Raw genomic sequence first — 18,150 nt, 5'->3', positions numbered from 1 at the left:
CTTGTCCCCGATGTGTGCTCCATGGGCCGGGTCAGTGGTGGCTGGGCGCCACGGGCACGAAGGCGTTGTAGCCGGTGATGTCACGGCCGACGATCAGCGCCTGCACGGTGTCGGTTCCCTCGTAGGTGTCGATCGCCTCGATGTCGCAGAGGTGCCGGGCCACGTGGTAGTCGAGCAGGATCCCGTTGCCGCCGAGCATGTCGCGGGCGTCGGCGAGGATGGCCCGGGCCCGTTCGGTGTAGTGCATCTTGGCCAGCGCGACCCGGGGCATCGAGTACTCGCCCTCGTCCAGGAGCTGGCTCAGCCGGAACTGCATGCACAGCATGTCGGTGATGTCCGCGAGCATCCGGGAGAGCCGGTACTGGACGAGCTGGAACGCGGCCAGCGGCATCCCGAACTGCTTGCGCTGCTTGGCGTAGGCCAGCGCCGTCTCGTAACCGGCGACGGCGGCTCCGATCGACTCCCAGGCCACGCAGAAGCGCGAGGCCAGCAGGACCTTCTCGGTGTCACGGAAGGTGTGGACGTTCGCCAGCCGGTTCGCGGCCGGCACCCGGACGTCGGTGAGGGAGATCTGCGCGTTCTGGACACAGCGCAGCGCCGTCTTGCCCTTGATGACCTGGGCGTCGAACCCGGGCGTGCCCTTCTCGACCACATAGCCGCCCACATGCCCGTCGTCGCCCCGGGCCCAGATGATCGAGTAGTCGGCGAAGGTCGCGTTGCCGATCCACCTCTTGTGGCCGTTGATGACATAGAAGTCGCCGTCCTGGTGTGCGGTCGTCTCCAGCTTGACCACGTCCGAGCCGTGCGTGGGCTCCGTCAGGCCGAAGGCGCCGAGCTTCTCCATGCGAGCCATCGCCGGCAGGAAGCGCTGCTTCTGCTCCTCGGAGCCCAGCAGCGCGATCGACGTCATGGCCAGGGCCGAGTGGACGCCCATCATGGTCGAGATACTCAGATCGCCCCGGGCCAGTTCGAGGATCACCAGGCCGGCCGTCACATTGCTCATCCCCGGGCAGTCGTAGCCGGAGATCTGGAAGCCCGCGATGTCCAGCTGCCCCAGCTTGGGGACCAGTTCGAAGGGGAACTCCGCACGTTCCCAGTAGGGGTTGATGACCGGGATGACCTCCTGGTCCATGAACTCGCGGACCTTCTTCTTCAGGGCCCGCTGTTCGTCCGTGAGCAGGTTGTCGAGAAGGAAGTAGTCGGAGTACTCCGGTCCGCCCAGCACAGGCGGCTCGACCCCGGAGGAGTTTCCGTTGGGGCTCGGGAGAGCCTGGCCCTGGCCGACCGGTGCGCCGTGTGTCGCCTTCATCTGCCGTTCCTTCCGATCGGAGGTCCGATGGAGTCAGTACGAACGACGCTAGGAGGGAGCGCGGGCACAGCCACTGGGCGCGGGACACCACGTTGCCCGCCGATTTGGTGTCCGGGTACCAACGCGGAACACGCCCTGTGCCGCGGTACCAAGGAAGCATCCGAATCCTGGGCGCGCGGCCCGATGTGCCGGCCCTCCCGGCGGCCGAGGGTTGCCCCATGCACACCGCGCCCTTCTCGGACCGTCAGGAGCAGTGATCACTCATGGCAACGCACAGGCCCGTCCACCGTGTGGCGATCGTCGGGACCGGGACGATCGGCGCGAGCTGGGCGACGCACTATCTCGTCCGCGGTTTCGACGTCACGGCGACCGACCCGTCCCCGACCGCGGAGGCGGCCCTGCGGTCGTACGTGGAAGGCGCATGGGACACGGCCGCCTCGATCGGACTCGCGCCCGGCGCCTCGCCCGAACGCCTCGGTTTCACCGCCGACATGCGTCAGGCCGTCGCGGACGCCGACTTCGTGCAGGAGAACGCCCCCGAACGCCCGGAGCTCAAGGTCAAGTTGTTCGCCGACATGGACGCCGCCGCACCGCCGGACGCCGTCATCGCGTCGAGTTCGTCGACGATCACCATGAGCGTCATGCAGGCCGAGTGCCGGCACCCGGAACGGACCGTCATCGGCCACCCCTTCAACCCCCCGGACGTCGTCCCGCTGGTCGAGGTCGTCGGCGGCACGAGGACCGCTCCGGAGACGGTCCGGGACGCCATGGAGTTCTACGCCTCGATCGGCAAGAAACCGATCCACCTGAAGAAGGAGTTGCCCGGGCACGTCGCCAACCGCATCCAGGCCGCGCTGTACCGCGAGGTCGTGTACCTGGTCCAGGAGGGCGTGCTCGACGTGGCCGACTCCGACGACGCGGTGTCGTGGGGGCCGGGGCTGCGCTGGGGTGTCATGGGTCCCCATCTGCTGTGGCATCTCGGTGGTGGCGAGGGCGGTATCCAGCACTTCATGGAGACCCTCATGCCGGTCATGGTCGACTCCTGGAACAAGCTGGGCACCCCCGAGTTCACGCCCGAACTCCAGGAGACCATCGTGAGCGGTGTCCTGAAGGAGGCGGACGGCCACTCGGTCGACGACCTGGCCACCCGGCGTGACGCCATGCTCTCGGCCCTGCTGGCCGTGCGCGCGCAGCACGACCCGTCCGGCCCGACCGGCACGGCGGCCACACCGGACGCGAAGGAGGGATCGTGATGGGCGGGAACGTGGCGGGCGACAGGGAAAGGCTGTTCGTGCTGGAGGCGAGCGGCGGCGGCCGGCTGTTCTCCGTGAACCCCGACGGCTCCGACAAGAAAATTCTCGTCACCGGGTGCCGGATCCCCGACGGGGTGGCCGTAGACATGTCGGCCGGGCACATCTACTGGACGAACATGGGTGTGCCGTCGGAGAACGACGGCTCGATCGAGCGCGTGGACCTGGACGGCGGCAACCGGACGACGATCGTCCCCGAGGGGGCCACGCACACGCCGAAACAGCTCCATCTGGAGGCCGCGGAAGGGAAGCTGTACTGGGGTGACCGCGAGGGCATGCGGGTGATGCGCTGCGACCTCGACGGCTCGGACATCGAGACCCTCGTACAGACCGGGCAGGGCGACGAGGACAGCCGCGACGAGACCAACTGGTGCGTGGGCGTAGCCGTCGATCCCGTCGGCGGAAACCTCTACTGGTCCCAGAAGGGCCCCAGCGACGCGGGACTCGGCAGGATCCTGCGGGCCGGCCTCGCCGTGCCCGCCGGGGAGACGGCCGCCCGGCGCACCGACATCGAGGAGCTGTTCGACGGCCTGCCCGAACCGATCGACCTCGAAATCGACCTCGGAGAGCGGACGTTGTACTGGACGGACCGGGGAGACCCGCCGAAGGGCAACACCGTCAACCGCTCCCCGCTGGATCCGCCGGACGGTCTCTGGACGTCCGAGATCCTGCTGACCCACCTGATGGAAGGCATCGGCATCGCCCTCGACCCGGACGGCCACCACATGTATGTGACCGACCTGGCGGGGAGCGTCTACGCGGCCGGTCTCGACGGATCGGACCGGAAGGAGATCCTCGCCGCGCAGGGCAACCTCACGGGCATCGCCCGCGCCGTGCTGCACACCTAGCGCCGGGGACCGTCAGGACGCGAACGGCACCTGCGCCGACGGAACGTCGCTCCTGCCGAAGGGATGCCGCCACAGCCCCTCCGCGGCCAGGCGGGGCAGCACACCTTCCCCGAACCAGTACGCCTCCTCCAGATGCGGATATCCGGACAGCACGAACTCCTCGATCCCGAGGGCCGCGTACTCCTTGATGCGCGCGGCGACCTCCTCGTGCGAGCCGACCAGAGCGGTGCCCGCACCGCCGCGCACCAGCCCGATGCCCGCCCAGAGGTTGGGATGGATCTCCAGCGCGTCCCGCCGGCCGCCGTGCAGCGCCAGCATCCGCTGCTGCCCCGCGGACTCACTGCGGGCGAGCCCGTTCTGCACCGACCGCACGGTCTCCGGGTCGAACCCGTCGAGCAGCCGGTTCGCCTCCGCCCAGGCCTGCTCCGAGGTGATGCACCGCTATGTGCACCGGCTGCTGGCGGACCGCACCCCCGTCTTCTCGTACTCGACCGACGGTGCCGAGATGGGGAAGCTGATGGTCGCGGAGGGGCTCGGGGCGACGGTGCTGCCGGACTTCAGTGTGGTCGGGGACCCGCTGGAACGCGCCGGGACGATCGTGTGCCGGCCCCTGGCCGGGGACACCACCAGGGTGGTGCTGACGCTGCAGCGCCGACGGGCCGAGGCGGTGCCGCAGGCGGCGCGGGATCTGCTGGAGACGTTCGTACGCCGGGCGGCCGAACTGGGCGGAGCGGTTCGGCAGCGCCCGTGACCGTGAGGGCCCGCCGCGCGGTCCTCAGGTATCACCCGGTGCCTTCAGGCGGCTCCGCAGGGCCGTGGTGATCTGTTCCGCCGCGGCGAGTTGGTCCGGGCTGAGCGGGGACACGAAGAGTTCCCGTACGGCGCGCAGATGGGGCAGGGTCGCGTCCCGGAAGGCCTCCGCACCCTCCGGCGTGAGCACCACCTCGGCACCCCGGCTGTCGGTGACGCACTCCTCGCGCCGGACCAGCCCTCGCCGCTCCATGCGCCCGATCTGGTGCGAGAGACGGCTGCGCTCCCAGCCGACGCGGGCCGCCAGGTCGGAAGAGCGCAGCCGCCGCCCGTCCGCCTCCCGCAGTGCGAGGAGCACGGCGTAGTCGCCCGGCGACAGGGACGTCTCGCGCTGCAGGCGTGAGGAGAGCTCGGAGCGGAGCGCTTCCGTCGTCTCGATGAAGTCCCGCCAGACCCGCAGCTCATCAGCGGTGGGGTAGTCGTTCCGTCGCGCTGCCATCGTGCCGCCACTCCCCTCTTGTTGACACGTCAATCATATCGGGATGATGATTGATGCGTCAACCAATCGTGCGGCCGTGCCACCCACAGCCCCAGGACGCAGCAGGAGGGCTCCATGACCGCCCAGGGATTCGAACTGGGGCTCAACTCGTTCGGGGAGGTCGCGACCGATGCCGACGGCACGCTGAGCGATGCCGAGACCGTGCGTCTGATCGTCGAGGAGGCCGGACTCGCCGAATCCGTGGGGCTCGACGTGTTCAGCATCGGTGAGCACTACCGCCGGGGCCACACCGACAGCGCCACCCCCGTCCTGCTCGCCGCGATCGCCACCGCGACGCAGCGCATCCGGCTCGGCACCGCGGTGACGGTGCTGAGCACGAACGACCCGGTGCGGCTGTACACGGAGTTCGCCACCTTGGACGCCGTCTCCGACGGGCGCGCCCAGCTCGTGCTCGGCCGGGCATCGGCCACCGACTCGTTCCCGCTGTTCGGCTACGACCTCGCCGACTACGAGGAGCTGTTCGAGGAGAAGCTCGACCTTTTCATGCGTCTCCAGCGCGAGGAGACGGTGACCTGGTCGGGGCGGTTCCGGCCGCCGCTCGTCGGACAGCGGCTGCATCCCCGGATGCCGCCCGGTGGCATCCCCACCTGGATCGGCGTGGGTGGCAGCCCCAACTCCGTGCTCCGCGCGGCCCGCTACGGTCTGCCGGTGATGCTGGCCGTCATCGGCGGCCGCCCGCAGCGCTTCGCCGGCCACGTCGAGCTCTACCACCGCGCACTCGACCAGTTCGGGCACGCTGGGCGACCGGTCGCCCAGCATTCCCTCGGACTCGTCGCGGACACCGACGAGGAGGCGGTCGAGACCTGGTGGAAGTACTGGCAGCCGGTCGTGGCCCAACTCGCGGCGGAGCGTGGTTTCTACGAGCCGACCCGTGAGCGCTACCTGCGGGAGGTCGACACGGGCGCCCTCTTCGTCGGCTCGCCCGAGACCGTCGCCCGCAAGATCGCCACGATGGCCCGCGACCTGCGCCTGAGCCGTTTCGACCTCAAGTACGACGTCATGAACCTGCCCCGCGAGGCCCGGGCCCGCACCATCGAGCTGCTGGGCCGTGAAGTCGCCCCGCGGGTGAAGCAACTGCTCACGAAGGAGCCCACCCATGTCTGATCTCGTCTTCGGACTCGACACCTTCGGCGATGTGCCTCAGGACGACTCGGGAAAACCGGTGTCCGACGCGCGCGCCATCCGGCAGGTCGTCGACGAGGCCGTCCTCGCGGAGGAGAGCGGCGTCGACGTCATCGCCCTCGGTGAACACCACCGCCCGGAGTTCGCGATCTCGACTCCGGAGACCGTCCTCGCCGGCATCGCCACGCGCACCCACCGCATCCGGCTGGCCTCCGGCGTGACCGTGCTGAGCTCCGACGACCCGGTCCGCGTCTTCCAGCGCTTCGCCACCGTGGACGCGCTCTCGAACGGCCGGGCCGAGGTCATTCTCGGGCGCGGCTCCTTCACCGAGTCGTTCCCCCTCTTCGGATACGACCTGAGCGATTACGACGTGCTCTTCGAAGAGAAGATCGATCTCTTCGCCAAGCTGCTGGAGGAGAAGCCCGTCACCTGGAGCGGCACCAAGCGGGCACCGCTCGAAGGCGCCGACGTCTTCCCCAAGACCGAGTCGGGTCATCTGAGCACCTGGGTCGGCGTCGGGGGTACACCCCAGTCGGTCATCCGCACCGCGCGCTACGGCTTCCCGCTCATGATCGCCATCATCGGCGGCACCCCGGAACGCTTCGCGCCCTATATCGACCTCTACGAGCGCGCCGCCGACCAGTTCGGCACGACCGCCCATCCGGTGGGGATGCACTCGCCGGGCTTCATCGCCGACACGGACGAAGAGGCCCGGGAGCTGCACTGGCCGTACTACCGGGTCATCCGTGACCGCATCGGCGCGCTGCGGGGCTGGCCGCCGGTCCGCAAGTCGGAGTACGAGGCCGAGATCGAACACGGCTCCCTCTACATCGGGTCTGCCGAGACGGTCGCCCGCAAGATGGCCCGCGCCATCAAGGCACTCGGCGTCGGCCGGTTCGACCTCATCTACACCAGCGGGACACAGCCGATCAGCGCCCGCCTGCGCGCCGTCGAGCTGTACGGCACCAAGGTGATCCCCATGGTCCGCGACCTCCTCGCACACTGACGCCCAGAACGGACGGGAAACGGAGAAGAAATGGACACCACCACCGCGGCTGCCGTGCGCACGGTCGGCATCCTGGGCGCGGGGAAGGTCGGGACCGTCCTGGGACGGCTCGCCCTGGCGGCCGGCTACCGCGTGCTCATCGCCGGGTCGGGCGACCCCGCCGGGATCGCCCTCACCGTCGAGGTCCTCACCCCCGGCGCTGTCCCGGTCACCGCCGCACGGGCCATGGCGGAGGCGGACGTGGTCATCCTGGCGCTCCCGCTCGGCAAGTACCGCAGCATTCCCGCCGAGGCGCTCCGGGACAAGCTCGTCATCGACGCGATGAACTACTGGTGGGAGGTCGACGGCAGCCGCGAGGACCTCACCGACCCGCTCACCTCTTCGAGCGAGACCGTGCAGGCGTACCTGCCCGGTGCGCGCGTGATCAAGGCGTTCAACCACATGGGGTACCACGACCTCGAGGACGGCGCGCAGCCCGCGGGGACGCCGGGGCGCAAGGCGCTCGCGATCGCCGGTGACGATCCGGACGGCCTCGCCGTGGTCGCCCACCTCGTCGATGCTCTCGGCTTCGACCCCGTCCTGGCGGGCCCGCTCGCCGAGGGGGTACGGCTCGAACCGGGTACCGAGCCCTTCGGCGCCAACGTCGGCGCCGACGAACTGCGCGCGATGCTCGACCGCTTCCCGGCATCCGACCGCGGACGCACCGTGATCAGCGCCCGGACCGCTGCCGGGACGTCGACCGGACGCGCCGCCTGACCTGGCCCGATCCGGCCGGCTGCGGGCCTGGTGAAAAGCACCGAAGGCCGTCACTCACCGTGAGTGGCTGTGCGGTCAGGAAGATCGGGGCGCTCTGATCCAGCCCAGCGACCGTTCGACGGCCCGCTGCCAGTTGTCGTACTCCGACTCCCGGTGGCCGGGGTCCATTCGGGGCAGCCAGCGAGCGGCAGGGTGCCAGTTACGGCGCAGGACCTCGAGGTCCGGCCAGTAGCCGGCGGCGAGCCCGGCGGCGTAGCCGGCGCCCAGGGAGACCGTCTCGGAGACCATGGGCCGTACGACGGGCACGTCGAGTACGTCGGCGACGAACTGCATGAGCAGGTTGTCCGCCGTCATGCCGCCGTCCACCTTCAGCTCCTTCAACGCGACCGAGGAGTCGGCGTTCATGGCGTCGACGACCTCACGCGTCTGCCACCCCGTGGCCTCCAGGACGGCCCGGGCCAGGTGCCCGCTGGTGATGTAGGAGGTGAGGCCGACGATGACGCCGCGTGCGTCGCTGCGCCAGCGGGGTGCGAACAGCCCGGAGAAGGCGGGGACGATGTAGCAGCCGCCGTTGTCCTCGACGGTCCGCGCGAGCGTTTCGATCTCCGGCGCGCTGTTGATCAGTCCCAGCCGGTCGCGGAACCACTGGACCAGTGCGCCGGTGACGGCTATCGACCCTTCCAGGGCATAGACGGGTTTCCGGTCCCCGATCTTGTAGGCGACCGTCGTGAGCAGTCCGTGCCGGGACCGTATGACCTCGGTACCCGTGTTGAGCAGCAGAAAGCTGCCCGTTCCGTACGTGCACTTGGCTTCTCCCGGGGAGAAGCAGGTCTGGCCGAAGAGCGCCGCCTGCTGGTCGCCGAGTGCGGCTGTGATGGGAACGCCGGGGAGCAGCGCATGGGCCTCGTCGTAGGTCTCCGCGTTGGACCGGATCTCGGGCAGCATCGGACGGGGCACGCCGAAGAACGCCAGAAGTTCCTGGTCCCAGGTGAGGGTGCGGATGTTCATCAGCATGGTGCGACTGGCGTTGGTCGCGTCGGTGATGTGCAGACCGCCGTCGGCACCGCCGGTGAGGTTCCAGATCAGCCAGCTCTCCATCGTGCCGAACAGCACCTCACCGTCCTTCGCGCGCTGTTCCAGGCCCTTGACGTGGTCGAACAACCAGCGGATCCGCAGCGCCGAGAAGTAGGTGGAGGGCGGCAGACCGCACCGGTCGAGGAAGAACTCCTCTCCGGGCCGGTTTCTGAGCTCCTCGACGAGCGGCGCCGTGCGCGTGTCCTGCCAGACGATCGCCCGGCCCAGCGGGACTCCCGTATGCCGGTCCCAGAGCACCGTCGTCTCCCGCTGGTTGGCCACGCCGATGGCGGCGACCTGTCCCGCGTCGACGGCCGTACCGGCTCCGGCCATGGCCTCGGACACCACACGTCGCAGGTTGTGCCAGATCTCGACGGCGTCGTGCTCGACCCAGCCGGGCCTGGGGAAGTGCTGCTGGTGCTCTCTCTGCGCGACGGACACCAGGCGCCCGCCCCGGTCGAACAGGATGCATCGCGTGGAATTGGTGCCCTGATCGATGGACATCACATACCGTTCCACCATGATCGGGTCCGCCTTCCGATGGATCGCGGAGGTAGCCGGGGCCTTACCAGCGGGCGGCGCCCAGGTCTCTGGAGATCGCCCGCGCCGCCTCACGGATCAGCGTGATCAGGCCGGTCCGGGGGTGGCCCTGGCTGTCACAGACCCGCTCGACCGGACCGGACAGCCCGATGGCGCCGACGACCAGGCCGCCATGCCCGCGGATCGGCACGGCGAGCCCGGCCTCCCCCATGCTCATCTCCTGTATCTCGGCGGCCCAGCCCAGTTCCCGGACCTCGGCGAGTGCCCGGGTGAGTTGCTCCTGGGTGACCAGGGTGTGCCGCGTGTAGGCCTCCAGGCCCGAATCCACGGCGGATGCGAGAGGCGCCGTCCCATACGCCAGCAGCACCTTGCCCAGCGAGGAGGCGTGCAACGGCAGCAGCGAGCCCACGTCCAGAGTCTGGAGCGTGTCGTCGGGCCGGAACACGTGGTGGACGACCAGGACCATGCCTTCCAGGGGGGTGCCCAGGCGTACCGCTTCCCCACTGCGGGCGGCCAGGGCGTCGGCCCAGTTGATGGATCGGGACCGCAACTCGTTGACGTCGAGATAACTTGTGCCGAGGTGCAGCAGGGCAGCTCCGAGCTGGTACTTTCCGGTCGTCGCGTCCTGCTCCACGAAATCCACGTGCTGGAGTGTGCGCAGAATGCCGTGCGCGGTCCCCTTGGCCAGCCCGAGGGAGGCCGCCACCTCTCCGAGCCCGAGTCGGCGAGGCCCACCTGCGAGCAGGCGCAGAATCGCGGCCGCCCGTTCGATCGACTGGACCGGACCGGCCATGAAGCGAGCTTATTACCGTCGCGGACGGTCTGCCGTACGTGCGGGGGGCCGCCGCGGCACCGGAGCGGGCAGCGGCGTTCGGTAATGCCGACCGCCATTCATTGACCGACCCGGCGTGGCTCCTTAGCGTGCTAAGAGGCCCGGCAAAGCGCCGAGGCGTCTGACGCGGGGCCTGTGGCGCTCACCTCTGGAGACACAAGATGGCGGTACAGCTCAACACCCTGGTACGGGGGGCATCCGAACAGGTCCTGCCGATGCCGCCCTTCGCCGCTGCCGTCCCGGACGTACGTCGCCGGGCAGGCGCTGTCCTGGCCGCCTGGAAGGTGTCACCGGAGATCGTCGAGGACGCGCTGCTGGTGGTGTCGGAACTCCTCACCAACGCGATCGTCCATGCCGTGCCCCCGGCGGTGCTGCGGCTTTCGTGGATCCGCGAGGCCGGGCTCGGCACCCTGCGCATCGAGGTCACCGACGCGGGGCCCGCACGTACGGCGGGACAACCGCCCGCGGGGATCGACCCGGACGAGCACGGCCGGGGCGAGGAAATCGTCCACGCGCTGGCCACTCGGTACGGCATTGAGGTCCGGCCGGGCGGGATCACCCGGTGGGCCGATCTCGTCGCGGTGTGACCGGGCGCGGTGCTGGTCGCTCAAAGGGTGCCGATGCCGGCTCCCGTACCGTCAGCGGCCCTGACCCGATATGAACGCGGCGCCGCTCCGCTCGGCCGGTCGCCCTCCACCGTCCGGCCCCCGGCGGCTGACCGGCAGCTCGACACCACTGAAACGGACCCTCGTCCGACCTGGTCTCCCGGTTCCGGGACGGCCGCTCCCGGTACCGCCGACTCGGACGTGACCGGTTCGTCCAGGGTCTCCCTACGGAGCAGGAGCAGCGCCGCGTCATCGTGCAGCCGGCCACCCACATGTGCCAGCAGTTCGTCGTGGACCGCGGAGAGGACGTGTTCCGGCTCGTCGGACACGTGGTGGGCCACTCTTTGGGCCAGCGGGTAGAACTCACGGGCACGGTCGCGGGCCTCGGTGACCCCGTCGGTGTAGAGCAGCAGCTGATCTCCGTCGGAGAACGGCAGGATCTCGAGGCAGGGGGGCTCGTCGACGAGGGCGCGCAGGCCGAGGGGCGGAGCCGGACGGGTGGCTTCGACCGCGACGACGCCTCCTGACGCGGGTATCAGCAGCGGAGGCGCATGTCCGCAGTTGACCACTTCCAGTTGCCCCGGGCTCGGGTGTCCGACGACCACGGCGGTGACGAAGTCGTCGGGCCCCAGGTTGCGCGCCAGACTCCGCTCGATCCTGCCGACGACAGCGAGCAGATCGGGCTCGTCATAGGCTGCCTCGCGAAAGACACCGAGGACGAGAGCGGCGATCTCCACCGCCGTCAGCCCCTTGCCGCGTACGTCGCCGACGATCAGCCGCACCCCGTGCGGGGTGGGCACGAGGGCGTAGAGATCACCGCCTATTCGGGCTTCCGCCGCCGCGGCGCTGTAGCGGACCGCGACCCGGAACGGGCCCACGGTCTCCGGGATGGGTTTGAGAACCGCGTGCTGGGCGGCCTCGGCGACCGAGCGGACGGCGGCGAGCACCCGTTCCCGACGGCCGCGCAGTGCGCTGGCCAGGGCACTCGCCAGAGTGACGGCCAGCAGGGCCGAGAGCACGGCCGCCAGCTCGTGCCCCGGACCCCCCTCCCTGGTACCCAGGGTCGCGCCCAGCACCCCGGCGAGGAGTCCCACGCACAGGACGCCCCGGGGACCGTTGGTGCTGGCGGCCAGAGCCGGCCCGGCCGCCAGCAACGGCAGCCAGAAGATCCCTGATCCGCCGAAGACGTCCACGAACACGATGCCGGAGACGACCAGAACCGGGACAACGGGAATACCGGCGGCCAACGGGGCGGCGGCGCGTTTGGGAACCGCCGCCCCCGGGCCCGCCCGCCGTTCGCTGAGCGGCCGCAACGGCCAGTGGCCGCCACCATGGTCTCGCGCCTGCCTCATGTCGCTGTCCGCAATCCTCACCTACAGGGGGCTTTACTCCCGACTTATCCGTTTCATCCAGGAAAGAGGTTCGGTCGGTAAGCCACAAGGAGAGGATTTTCAGATAGTGAGCGAGAGGCCTCTGGTCACGCGGTCGGCGATGGGGAACAGGCGGGCCCCGATCTCCGTGAGTCGGGGGAGCCGATCCGCCGGGAGGGAGACGCCGAGCGAGCCGAGGACGTCACCACGGTAGATGGGTACGGCGACGCACACCGTGCCGAGGGCGTACTCCTCGACGTCGGTGACGGCCGGAGCCATGGGGGAGGACTCGAGCCTGCGGAGCAGTTCCGGGAGGCTGGTGATGGTCCGTGGCGTCAGATCGGCGAGATCGTGCCGGGAGAGGTAGTCACGGCGGGCGTCGTTGTCCAGTTCGCGCAGTACGGACTTGCCCAGCGCGGTGGCGTGTCCCGCGTCCTCGAATCCCACCCAGAGGTCGACCCGGGGCGCGCGGGGGCCGTCGACGATCTCGGCGACACTGATCTCGCCCTCCTCGTAGAACGTGAGGTAGGTGGCGGCGGCCAGCTCGTCGCGGAGCGCGGCGAGTGTCGGCCGGACGCGGGTGAGCAGCGCCTGCACGCGACCCGCGGTGTGCAGGGTCTGCAACTTGTCACCCAGGACGAAGCCGCCGTCGCCCAGCTTCCGCAGGTATCCGTCGTGGACCAGTGTCCGCAACAGGTGGTAGGCGGTCGCCAGAGGCAGCTCCGTCTCACGTGCCAGTTGTTTCGCCGGCGCGCCGTTCTCGTGGGCGCTCACCGCCTCCAGCAGGCGGAAGGCACGCTGTACCGACATGATGAGCGTGGGGCTCTCGTGAACGCTCATGCCACCAGCGTGCGCCGGTCGCCCGCCGCGGGCAAGGCGCAGCTCTCGCGAACACCATGTGGCACCGTCTGCGGCCGGCTGTTCCCGACCAGGTGTCCGGCGGGAGGCTCGCGTGTCCTCCCGCGCCATATGCTCGACGGCCACGTGGGCGAGCGCCCCGACGACCAGGCGCACCGTTTCGCGGGAACGCGACGTCCGGCTGCGTCGATCACCTCGGTCTTCGCCGTCGAGTACGGGCGGCATCGCCCCTCGGACATCGTCTTTGTCGTCGACACCGTGTTGCCGGCGTGTGGGGATCACATCGGCCGCTGTGGAGGTGTCGAAGGCGTGGTCCATATACGGCGTTCGGCGCTCAGTGGGTCGTCGAGGCTGTGCGGGGTGGTGTCCCAGGTCATCGTGGTGCGGCGCCTTTGGGTGTAGCGGGGCCAGTGGGGGCCCGGGTCCAGGTCGCGGACGAAGGCGACCCAGGCGCTGTGTATCGCGTCGGCGAGGGACTGCGGTGGATACGGGCCCGTCGCGGCCGTGACGCGTTCGGCGTTCAGGAGGTCGAAGGCGAACGGGATCTCGATGCAATGGCCGGCGCTGCCCCAGGTGAAGTGATAAAGCAAGGTGGGGAGTTCGTGCTGTGCGCGGGCCTCGGCGAGGGCGAGGGAGGGGCCACGGAAGACGGCGTCAACGCTGGCCCGGCACGGCCTCGGACCCGAAGCCGTGGGTGGCGCCGAGGTTGGAGCCGAGGCCGACGAAGGCGGAGACCATGCCGAACCGGCGGGGAGCCACCCGGTCGGCCATGACGGCGGTCAGCGGGGCCTGGATGACGTTCAGCAGTACCTGGACGGCAACCCACAGCAGCGTGAGCCACAGCAGGGTGGTGGCGTGCGAGATGGCCAGCAGGGCGAGGGTGGCGCCCACGGCGCCGAACAGCATCCAGGGGTGCGGCGGCCCAGACGGCCCCGGGTGCGGTCCGAGAGGGCACCGATGATCGGCTGGGCGAAGAGCGTGACGGTCGACGAGGTCATCGTCACCGGCGCGAGGTTCGATTCCTTCGCGGTGGCGTCGAGGTTCTGGATCTGGGTGGGGAGCAGTAACCGTCATCGTGGGTGCGGCGTCCCGACGCCGTTCAGGTGGTCATGGCCTGGTACACGAGGGTCCGCAACTGGCGGCGCAGGGGCGGGCGGTGCTTGCCCCAGGTGACCACCTGGGTGCAGAACACGGCCGTGACACCGTCGACCGGGTCCACGAAGAAGTGGGTGTTCGCCGCACCGGACCAGCCGAACTCCCCCTTGTTGCCGAACGAACCCGCGGCCACGGGATCCGTGACGACATAGAACCCCAGCCCGAACCCACAGCCGCGGTGTTCGTCGTCGGGGTACAGCCCGAAGGAGTTGAGATCGGCGCCGCCGGGCAGGTGGTTGGTCGTCATGAGCGCGAGCGTCCGGGGGCCGAGCAGCCGCTCGCCGTCCAGTTCGCCGCCGCGCACGAGCATGGTGGCGAACCGGTGGTAGTCCGCCAGGGTCGACACCAGCCCCGGAACGCCGCTGCCGGACGGGAACTGCGCCGGCTCGCGAAACGTGGGCCGCAGTTCCTCGTTCACGGCCAGTCGGCCCGATTCGGGTTCCGGGCTGTAGACCTCGGCCAGGTCCGTCACCCGCTCCGGTGCGAGCGAGAACGTCGTGTCGGTCATCCTGAGCGGGCCGAGCACGTTGGTCTCCATGAACCTGTCGAGGGTCTCGCCGCTGCAGACCTCGATGATCCTGCCCAGGATGTCGACACCGAGGGAGTAGTTCCACGCGGTGCCCGGTTCGAACAGCAGCGGCAGCCCGCCCACATCGGCACACATCTGCCGGAGTGTGGTGCCCGGCAGCGGAAGCACGTCCTGGCCCGCCTGGCGGTACAGCGCGTCCACCGGGTTCATGTGGGCCAGCCCCAGGGTCAGCCCGGCGGTGTGCGTGAGCAGGTGGCCCACGGTCACCGGGTGAGCGGCCGGGCGGACCCGCACGCTCCCCGGTGACCCGCCGTCGTACACCGCCATGTCCGCGAACTCGGGAATGTACGCGCTGACCGGGTCGTCGAGTCCGATCAGCCCCCGCTCCACCAGCATCATGACGGCGACGGACGTCACCGGTTTCGTCATGGAGTAGAGACGCCACAGGGTGGTGGGCTCGACCGGCAGTCCGAGTTCGAGGTCCCGGAGTCCGCCGCCCGCCGCATACACGGGTTCTCCGTCGCGGGCCACGAGCGCCGACCATCCCGGGATGACCCCGAGATCGGTCTGCCGGTCGAAGAACTCGCTGATCCGCCCCAGGCGTTCGGCGCTGAAACCGGACTGCTCCGGGGGCTTGGTGACGCCGAAACCGTCGGCGAACTGCTGCATGTGTGCCTCCGAGTAGTGGAGTTGGGGACCGCTGTCCGCGTCAACGGGCGACGGGAGCCGGGGTTCCGCCGACCCCGGCCGCCGCCAACAGCCGTCGTGTGTAGGGATGTTCCGCGTCGGCGTAGACCTCCTCGGTCGTTCCCCGCTCCACGACGTCACCGCGGTACAGAACGACGATCCGCTGGGCGAGGTGCCGGACCACGGCGAGGTCGTGGGAGATGAACAGGTAGCTGACGCCCGTCTCCCGTTGGAGGTCGGTGAAGAGGTTCAGGATTTGTGCCTGGACCGACAGGTCGAGCGCGCTGACCGGCTCGTCGCACACGATGAGTTTCGGCGACATCACCAGAGCCCGGGCGATCGCGATCCGCTGCCGCTGGCCTCCGGAGAACTGGCGCGGATAGCGGTCGGCCGCCGCGGCCGGCAGCCCCACCAGCGCCAGCACCTCCCGTACCCGTTCCAGGACCACGGCCCGCTCGTCACGCGAATGCACCAGAAGCGGTTCGGCCAGGGTCTGGCCCACGGTCAGCGCCGGATTGAGCGAACCGTTGGGGTCCTGGAAGACGGCCTGGATGCTCTTGCTCAGTTCCCTGCGGCGGGCGGCGCCGGCATGGGTGATGTCCTGGCCGTCGAAGAGGAGCGTGCCCTGCGTGGCGGCCGTCAGACCGAGCACGGCACGGCCCAGGGTGGACTTGCCGGAGCCGGACTCCCCGACCAGGGCGACGGTCTCGCCGGGCCGGATGTCCAGGGACACGTCCCGGATGGCCGGGGTACCCTTGCCGCGACGGTGGTACGACACCGACAGGTCGCGGATGTCGAGCAGGGGCCGTTCGGTCGTGCTCACTTCGGTCGTGCTCACGAGGACACCTCCAGCAGCTCTTCGCCCAGCTCTTCGCCTGCCAGGACGCAGCGGGCGACACCCTGGTCATCGGGCTGTGTCAGGGCGATCGGTGCCTCGGTGCACCGGGCGACACGGTCGGGGCACCGGTCGGCGAAGTGACAGCCGAGAGGCCACTGCCCGGGGGGTGGCACGGTGCCGGGGATGGTGGGAATCGGCTCGCCCACCGTCGCCAGCCGCGGATTCGCGGCGAGCAGCTTGCGGGTGTACGGGTGCATCGGCGCGGCCATGACGCGGTCCGTCGGACCGGCCTCCACCACCTGGCCCGCGTACATGACCAGGGCGGTGTCACAGGCCTCCGCGATGACGTCCCAGTCGTGACTGATCATCAGCAGTGCCATGCCCGTGTCCCGCTGGATCGTGCGCAGCAGCTGGACGATCTCGCGCTGGACGGTGACGTCGAGCGCGGTGGTCGGTTCGTCGGCGACAAGGATGCGCGGACGCCCCGCCAGCGCTACGGCGATGGAGACGCGCTGCGCCATACCGCCGGAGATCTGCGACGGGCGCAGCTTCAGGACCCGGTCCGGATCGGGGAGTTGTACCTGGGCGAGCAGCTCACGGGCCCGGAGCGTGGCTTCCTTGCGGGAGAGCTTCTCGTGGGTGCGCACCGCCTCGCGCAGCAGGTGGCCGATGGTGAACAGGGGGTCGAGGCCGACCATGGGCTCCTGCGAGATGAAGGCGATGGTGCCGCCGCGCAGTGCCCGCCACCGGGTCGCGGAGAACGAGCCGACGTCGGTGCCGTCGATCTCGACCGTGCCCGAGGAGACGCGGGCCCCGCTCGGCAGCAGGCCGAGCAACGCCAGCCCGGTCATGGACTTCCCGCAGCCGGATTCGCCGACCAGTCCCACCGTGCGGCCCTGCCCCACGGACAGGCTCACGTCGCTGATCAGGTCGACCTCACCGTGCTCGGTGTCCGCGGTGACAGTCACCTTGGTGAGCCGTACGACCGGATTCGGCTCCGCCAGCGGCCAGGCGTCGTCGGACTCCGGCACCGCCGCGGCGGCCATCGCCGGGGCGGATGCCTTGCGGCGCCGGGCCGGCGTCGTATGTGACGCACCGGACCAGCGCTCGGCGAGCATGTCGCGCAGGCCGTCGCCGAGGACGATCAGCGCCGCGGCCGTGACGGCGACCAGACCGCCGGTCGGGATGGCCAGCCAGAGGCTCTCGTTCAGAGTCTGCGCGGCGTCGGCCATCATGCCGCCCCAGGACGGAGCGGGCGGCTTCACCCCGAGGCCGATGGCGTTCAGGCCGGACGCGATGAGCAGGGTGTTCACACACGCCAGCGCCGCGTTCACCAGGATCAGGCCGGTGATCCGCGGCAGCACGTGCCGGCGGGCCACCCGCCAGGTACCGAGCCCGGACACCCGCGCCGCGGCGACGTAGGTCTCCCGGCCGACCGTCAGCGACGCCGACCGGACGACCCGCATCATGCCGGGTACCGACAGCAGGCCGATCACGACCATGGCCGCGGTCATGCTCTGCGAGAACAGGGCCAGCACGATCAGCAGCAGAATGATGCCGGGGATCGACATCACCACGTCGGCCAGCCGCATCAGCACCGCGTCGACACGGCCCCGACGCAGACCGGCGACCAGGCCGAGGGGAACCGCGATCACCAGGGTGATCAGCACGGCGATGGCGATCTCCCGGAACGTGTCCGAGCCGCCGTGCATCAGACGTGACAGCACATCGCGGCCGAGTCGGTCGGTGCCGAGCAGGTGCTTCGCGCTCGGCCCGGTCAGTGCCGCGGTGAAGTCCGCCTGCTGCGGTGGGTACGGTGCGAGCCACCGGGCACCGAACGACGCGATCAGTTCCAGGAGCAGGATCACGGCCGGAATCGCGATGCGCGGCCGGCGCAGGACGCGGCGCAGGACGGACACGTGAGGCGGGTGCGCCGGGGCGGAGGCGAGATCGACCGGAGCGCTCTCGGCCTGTTCGGGATGCTCGGGGTTCGTCATCGAAG

17 protein-coding genes and 2 pseudogenes are annotated in these 18,150 nt (G+C 70.0%); 7 read left to right on the top strand and 12 right to left on the bottom strand.

Annotation, left to right across the window (positions count from 1 at the left end; translation table 11 throughout):
• Positions 1 to 31: 31 nt before the first annotated feature.
• On the bottom strand, positions 32 to 1,309 hold the full coding sequence (locus ACGFZQ_RS42425; RefSeq protein ID WP_393844932.1) for an acyl-CoA dehydrogenase family protein: 1,278 nt from the start codon (positions 1,307 to 1,309) through the stop codon (positions 32 to 34).
• 263 nt (positions 1,310 to 1,572) lie between these two features.
• Between ACGFZQ_RS42425 and ACGFZQ_RS42420 the strand changes: the two genes are divergently transcribed.
• Entirely contained in the window at positions 1,573 to 2,562 is a 990-nt protein-coding gene (locus ACGFZQ_RS42420; RefSeq protein ID WP_393844931.1) for a 3-hydroxyacyl-CoA dehydrogenase NAD-binding domain-containing protein, read from the top strand.
• A complete protein-coding gene (locus ACGFZQ_RS42415) occupies positions 2,562 to 3,467 on the top strand; it encodes a 3-hydroxyacyl-CoA dehydrogenase (RefSeq protein ID WP_393844930.1) in 906 nt (301 codons plus the stop codon). Before ACGFZQ_RS42420 ends, ACGFZQ_RS42415 begins: the two co-directional genes overlap by 1 nt.
• 12 nt (positions 3,468 to 3,479) lie before the next feature.
• Here the strand turns inward: ACGFZQ_RS42415 and ACGFZQ_RS42410 are convergent.
• A pseudogene (locus tag ACGFZQ_RS42410) lies at positions 3,480 to 3,899 on the bottom strand (LLM class flavin-dependent oxidoreductase); the annotation flags it as partial.
• Between ACGFZQ_RS42410 and ACGFZQ_RS42405 the strand changes: the two are divergent.
• Positions 3,898 to 4,218, top strand: a pseudogene (locus tag ACGFZQ_RS42405) (LysR substrate-binding domain-containing protein); the annotation flags it as partial. The pseudogenes ACGFZQ_RS42410 and ACGFZQ_RS42405 overlap by 2 nt on opposite strands.
• Positions 4,219 to 4,242: 24 nt before the next feature.
• Here ACGFZQ_RS42405 and ACGFZQ_RS42400 read toward each other — a convergent pair.
• A complete protein-coding gene (locus tag ACGFZQ_RS42400) occupies positions 4,243 to 4,716 on the bottom strand; it encodes a MarR family winged helix-turn-helix transcriptional regulator (protein WP_393844929.1) in 474 nt (157 codons plus the stop codon).
• A 114-nt stretch (positions 4,717 to 4,830) separates the two neighbouring features.
• Between ACGFZQ_RS42400 and ACGFZQ_RS42395 the strand changes: the two genes are divergently transcribed.
• The 3 genes from ACGFZQ_RS42395 to ACGFZQ_RS42385 are packed head-to-tail and all read left to right on the top strand — an operon-like array spanning position 4,831 to position 7,660.
• Entirely contained in the window at positions 4,831 to 5,880 is a 1,050-nt protein-coding gene (locus ACGFZQ_RS42395) for an LLM class flavin-dependent oxidoreductase (RefSeq protein WP_393844928.1), read from the top strand.
• The gene (locus ACGFZQ_RS42390; protein ID WP_393844927.1) at positions 5,873 to 6,904 is read left to right on the top strand and encodes an LLM class flavin-dependent oxidoreductase; all 1,032 of its coding nucleotides are present in this window, start codon (positions 5,873 to 5,875) and stop codon (positions 6,902 to 6,904) included. Before ACGFZQ_RS42395 ends, ACGFZQ_RS42390 begins: the two co-directional genes overlap by 8 nt.
• Positions 6,905 to 6,934: 30 nt before the next feature.
• Positions 6,935 to 7,660: an NADPH-dependent F420 reductase gene (locus ACGFZQ_RS42385; protein WP_393844926.1), complete on the top strand. Its 726-nt coding sequence runs from the start codon at positions 6,935 to 6,937 to the stop codon at positions 7,658 to 7,660.
• Positions 7,661 to 7,735: 75 nt separating this feature from the next.
• On the opposite strand, the gene glpK is transcribed toward ACGFZQ_RS42385, so the two are convergent.
• Positions 7,736 to 9,256, bottom strand: coding sequence for a glycerol kinase GlpK (glpK, locus tag ACGFZQ_RS42380; protein WP_393844925.1), 1,521 nt, complete (start codon positions 9,254 to 9,256; stop codon positions 7,736 to 7,738).
• A gap of 43 nt (positions 9,257 to 9,299) precedes the next feature.
• On the bottom strand, positions 9,300 to 10,067 hold the full coding sequence (locus ACGFZQ_RS42375) for an IclR family transcriptional regulator (RefSeq protein WP_351736422.1): 768 nt from the start codon (positions 10,065 to 10,067) through the stop codon (positions 9,300 to 9,302).
• Positions 10,068 to 10,267: 200 nt separating this feature from the next.
• On the opposite strand from ACGFZQ_RS42375, the gene ACGFZQ_RS42370 reads away from it, so the two are divergent.
• The gene (locus ACGFZQ_RS42370; RefSeq protein ID WP_393844924.1) at positions 10,268 to 10,693 is read left to right on the top strand and encodes an ATP-binding protein; all 426 of its coding nucleotides are present in this window, start codon (positions 10,268 to 10,270) and stop codon (positions 10,691 to 10,693) included.
• 20 nt (positions 10,694 to 10,713) lie between these two features.
• Here the strand turns inward: ACGFZQ_RS42370 and ACGFZQ_RS42365 are convergent, their stop codons facing one another.
• From ACGFZQ_RS42365 to ACGFZQ_RS42335, 7 genes are all read right to left on the bottom strand, one after another.
• Positions 10,714 to 12,063 carry a PP2C family protein-serine/threonine phosphatase gene (locus tag ACGFZQ_RS42365; RefSeq protein ID WP_393844923.1) on the bottom strand — a complete coding sequence of 450 codons (1,350 nt, stop codon included), beginning with the start codon at positions 12,061 to 12,063 and terminating at the stop codon, positions 10,714 to 10,716.
• A 99-nt stretch (positions 12,064 to 12,162) separates the two neighbouring features.
• Positions 12,163 to 12,921 carry an IclR family transcriptional regulator gene (locus tag ACGFZQ_RS42360; RefSeq protein ID WP_393844922.1) on the bottom strand — a complete coding sequence of 253 codons (759 nt, stop codon included), beginning with the start codon at positions 12,919 to 12,921 and terminating at the stop codon, positions 12,163 to 12,165.
• 296 nt (positions 12,922 to 13,217) lie between these two features.
• Positions 13,218 to 13,529, bottom strand: a complete 312-nt coding sequence (locus tag ACGFZQ_RS42355) for a hypothetical protein (RefSeq protein ID WP_393844921.1) — start codon at positions 13,527 to 13,529, stop codon at positions 13,218 to 13,220.
• Between the two features lie 64 nt (positions 13,530 to 13,593).
• A complete protein-coding gene (locus ACGFZQ_RS42350) occupies positions 13,594 to 13,845 on the bottom strand; it encodes a hypothetical protein (protein WP_393844920.1) in 252 nt (83 codons plus the stop codon).
• A gap of 193 nt (positions 13,846 to 14,038) precedes the next feature.
• Positions 14,039 to 15,292: a serine hydrolase domain-containing protein gene (locus tag ACGFZQ_RS42345; protein WP_393844919.1), complete on the bottom strand. Its 1,254-nt coding sequence runs from the start codon at positions 15,290 to 15,292 to the stop codon at positions 14,039 to 14,041.
• Between the two features lie 40 nt (positions 15,293 to 15,332).
• Positions 15,333 to 16,148: an ATP-binding cassette domain-containing protein gene (locus tag ACGFZQ_RS42340; protein WP_393844918.1), complete on the bottom strand. Its 816-nt coding sequence runs from the start codon at positions 16,146 to 16,148 to the stop codon at positions 15,333 to 15,335.
• On the bottom strand, positions 16,145 to 18,145 hold the full coding sequence (locus ACGFZQ_RS42335) for a dipeptide/oligopeptide/nickel ABC transporter permease/ATP-binding protein (RefSeq protein ID WP_393844917.1): 2,001 nt from the start codon (positions 18,143 to 18,145) through the stop codon (positions 16,145 to 16,147). Before ACGFZQ_RS42335 ends, ACGFZQ_RS42340 begins: the two co-directional genes overlap by 4 nt.
• Between the last annotated feature and the right edge of the window lie 5 nt (positions 18,146 to 18,150).

This window comes from Streptomyces sp. NPDC048254 (genome assembly GCF_043201895.1).
Lineage (GTDB): Bacteria > Actinomycetota > Actinomycetes > Streptomycetales > Streptomycetaceae > Streptomyces.
The sequence above is the reverse complement of the archived record's forward strand: the minus strand, read 5'-3'. Positions and strand labels throughout refer to the sequence as shown.

Bases quoted from the DNA above. Each gene is read 5' to 3' on its own strand.
- ACGFZQ_RS42425 (WP_393844932.1), bottom strand. From the start codon at position 1,309: ATGAAGGCGACACACGGCGCACCGGTCGGCCAGGGCCAGGCTCTCCCG.
- ACGFZQ_RS42420 (WP_393844931.1), top strand. From the start codon at position 1,573: ATGGCAACGCACAGGCCCGTCCACCGTGTGGCGATCGTCGGGACCGGG.
- ACGFZQ_RS42415 (WP_393844930.1), top strand. From the start codon at position 2,562: ATGGGCGGGAACGTGGCGGGCGACAGGGAAAGGCTGTTCGTGCTGGAG.
- ACGFZQ_RS42400 (WP_393844929.1), bottom strand. From the start codon at position 4,716: ATGGCAGCGCGACGGAACGACTACCCCACCGCTGATGAGCTGCGGGTC.
- ACGFZQ_RS42395 (WP_393844928.1), top strand. From the start codon at position 4,831: ATGACCGCCCAGGGATTCGAACTGGGGCTCAACTCGTTCGGGGAGGTC.
- ACGFZQ_RS42390 (WP_393844927.1), top strand. From the start codon at position 5,873: ATGTCTGATCTCGTCTTCGGACTCGACACCTTCGGCGATGTGCCTCAG.
- ACGFZQ_RS42385 (WP_393844926.1), top strand. From the start codon at position 6,935: ATGGACACCACCACCGCGGCTGCCGTGCGCACGGTCGGCATCCTGGGC.
- glpK (WP_393844925.1), bottom strand. From the start codon at position 9,256: ATGGTGGAACGGTATGTGATGTCCATCGATCAGGGCACCAATTCCACG.
- ACGFZQ_RS42375 (WP_351736422.1), bottom strand. From the start codon at position 10,067: ATGGCCGGTCCGGTCCAGTCGATCGAACGGGCGGCCGCGATTCTGCGC.
- ACGFZQ_RS42370 (WP_393844924.1), top strand. From the start codon at position 10,268: ATGGCGGTACAGCTCAACACCCTGGTACGGGGGGCATCCGAACAGGTC.
- ACGFZQ_RS42365 (WP_393844923.1), bottom strand. From the start codon at position 12,063: ATGAGGCAGGCGCGAGACCATGGTGGCGGCCACTGGCCGTTGCGGCCG.
- ACGFZQ_RS42360 (WP_393844922.1), bottom strand. From the start codon at position 12,921: ATGAGCGTTCACGAGAGCCCCACGCTCATCATGTCGGTACAGCGTGCC.
- ACGFZQ_RS42350 (WP_393844920.1), bottom strand. From the start codon at position 13,845: ATGCTGTTCGGCGCCGTGGGCGCCACCCTCGCCCTGCTGGCCATCTCG.
- ACGFZQ_RS42345 (WP_393844919.1), bottom strand. From the start codon at position 15,292: ATGCAGCAGTTCGCCGACGGTTTCGGCGTCACCAAGCCCCCGGAGCAG.
- ACGFZQ_RS42335 (WP_393844917.1), bottom strand. From the start codon at position 18,145: ATGACGAACCCCGAGCATCCCGAACAGGCCGAGAGCGCTCCGGTCGAT.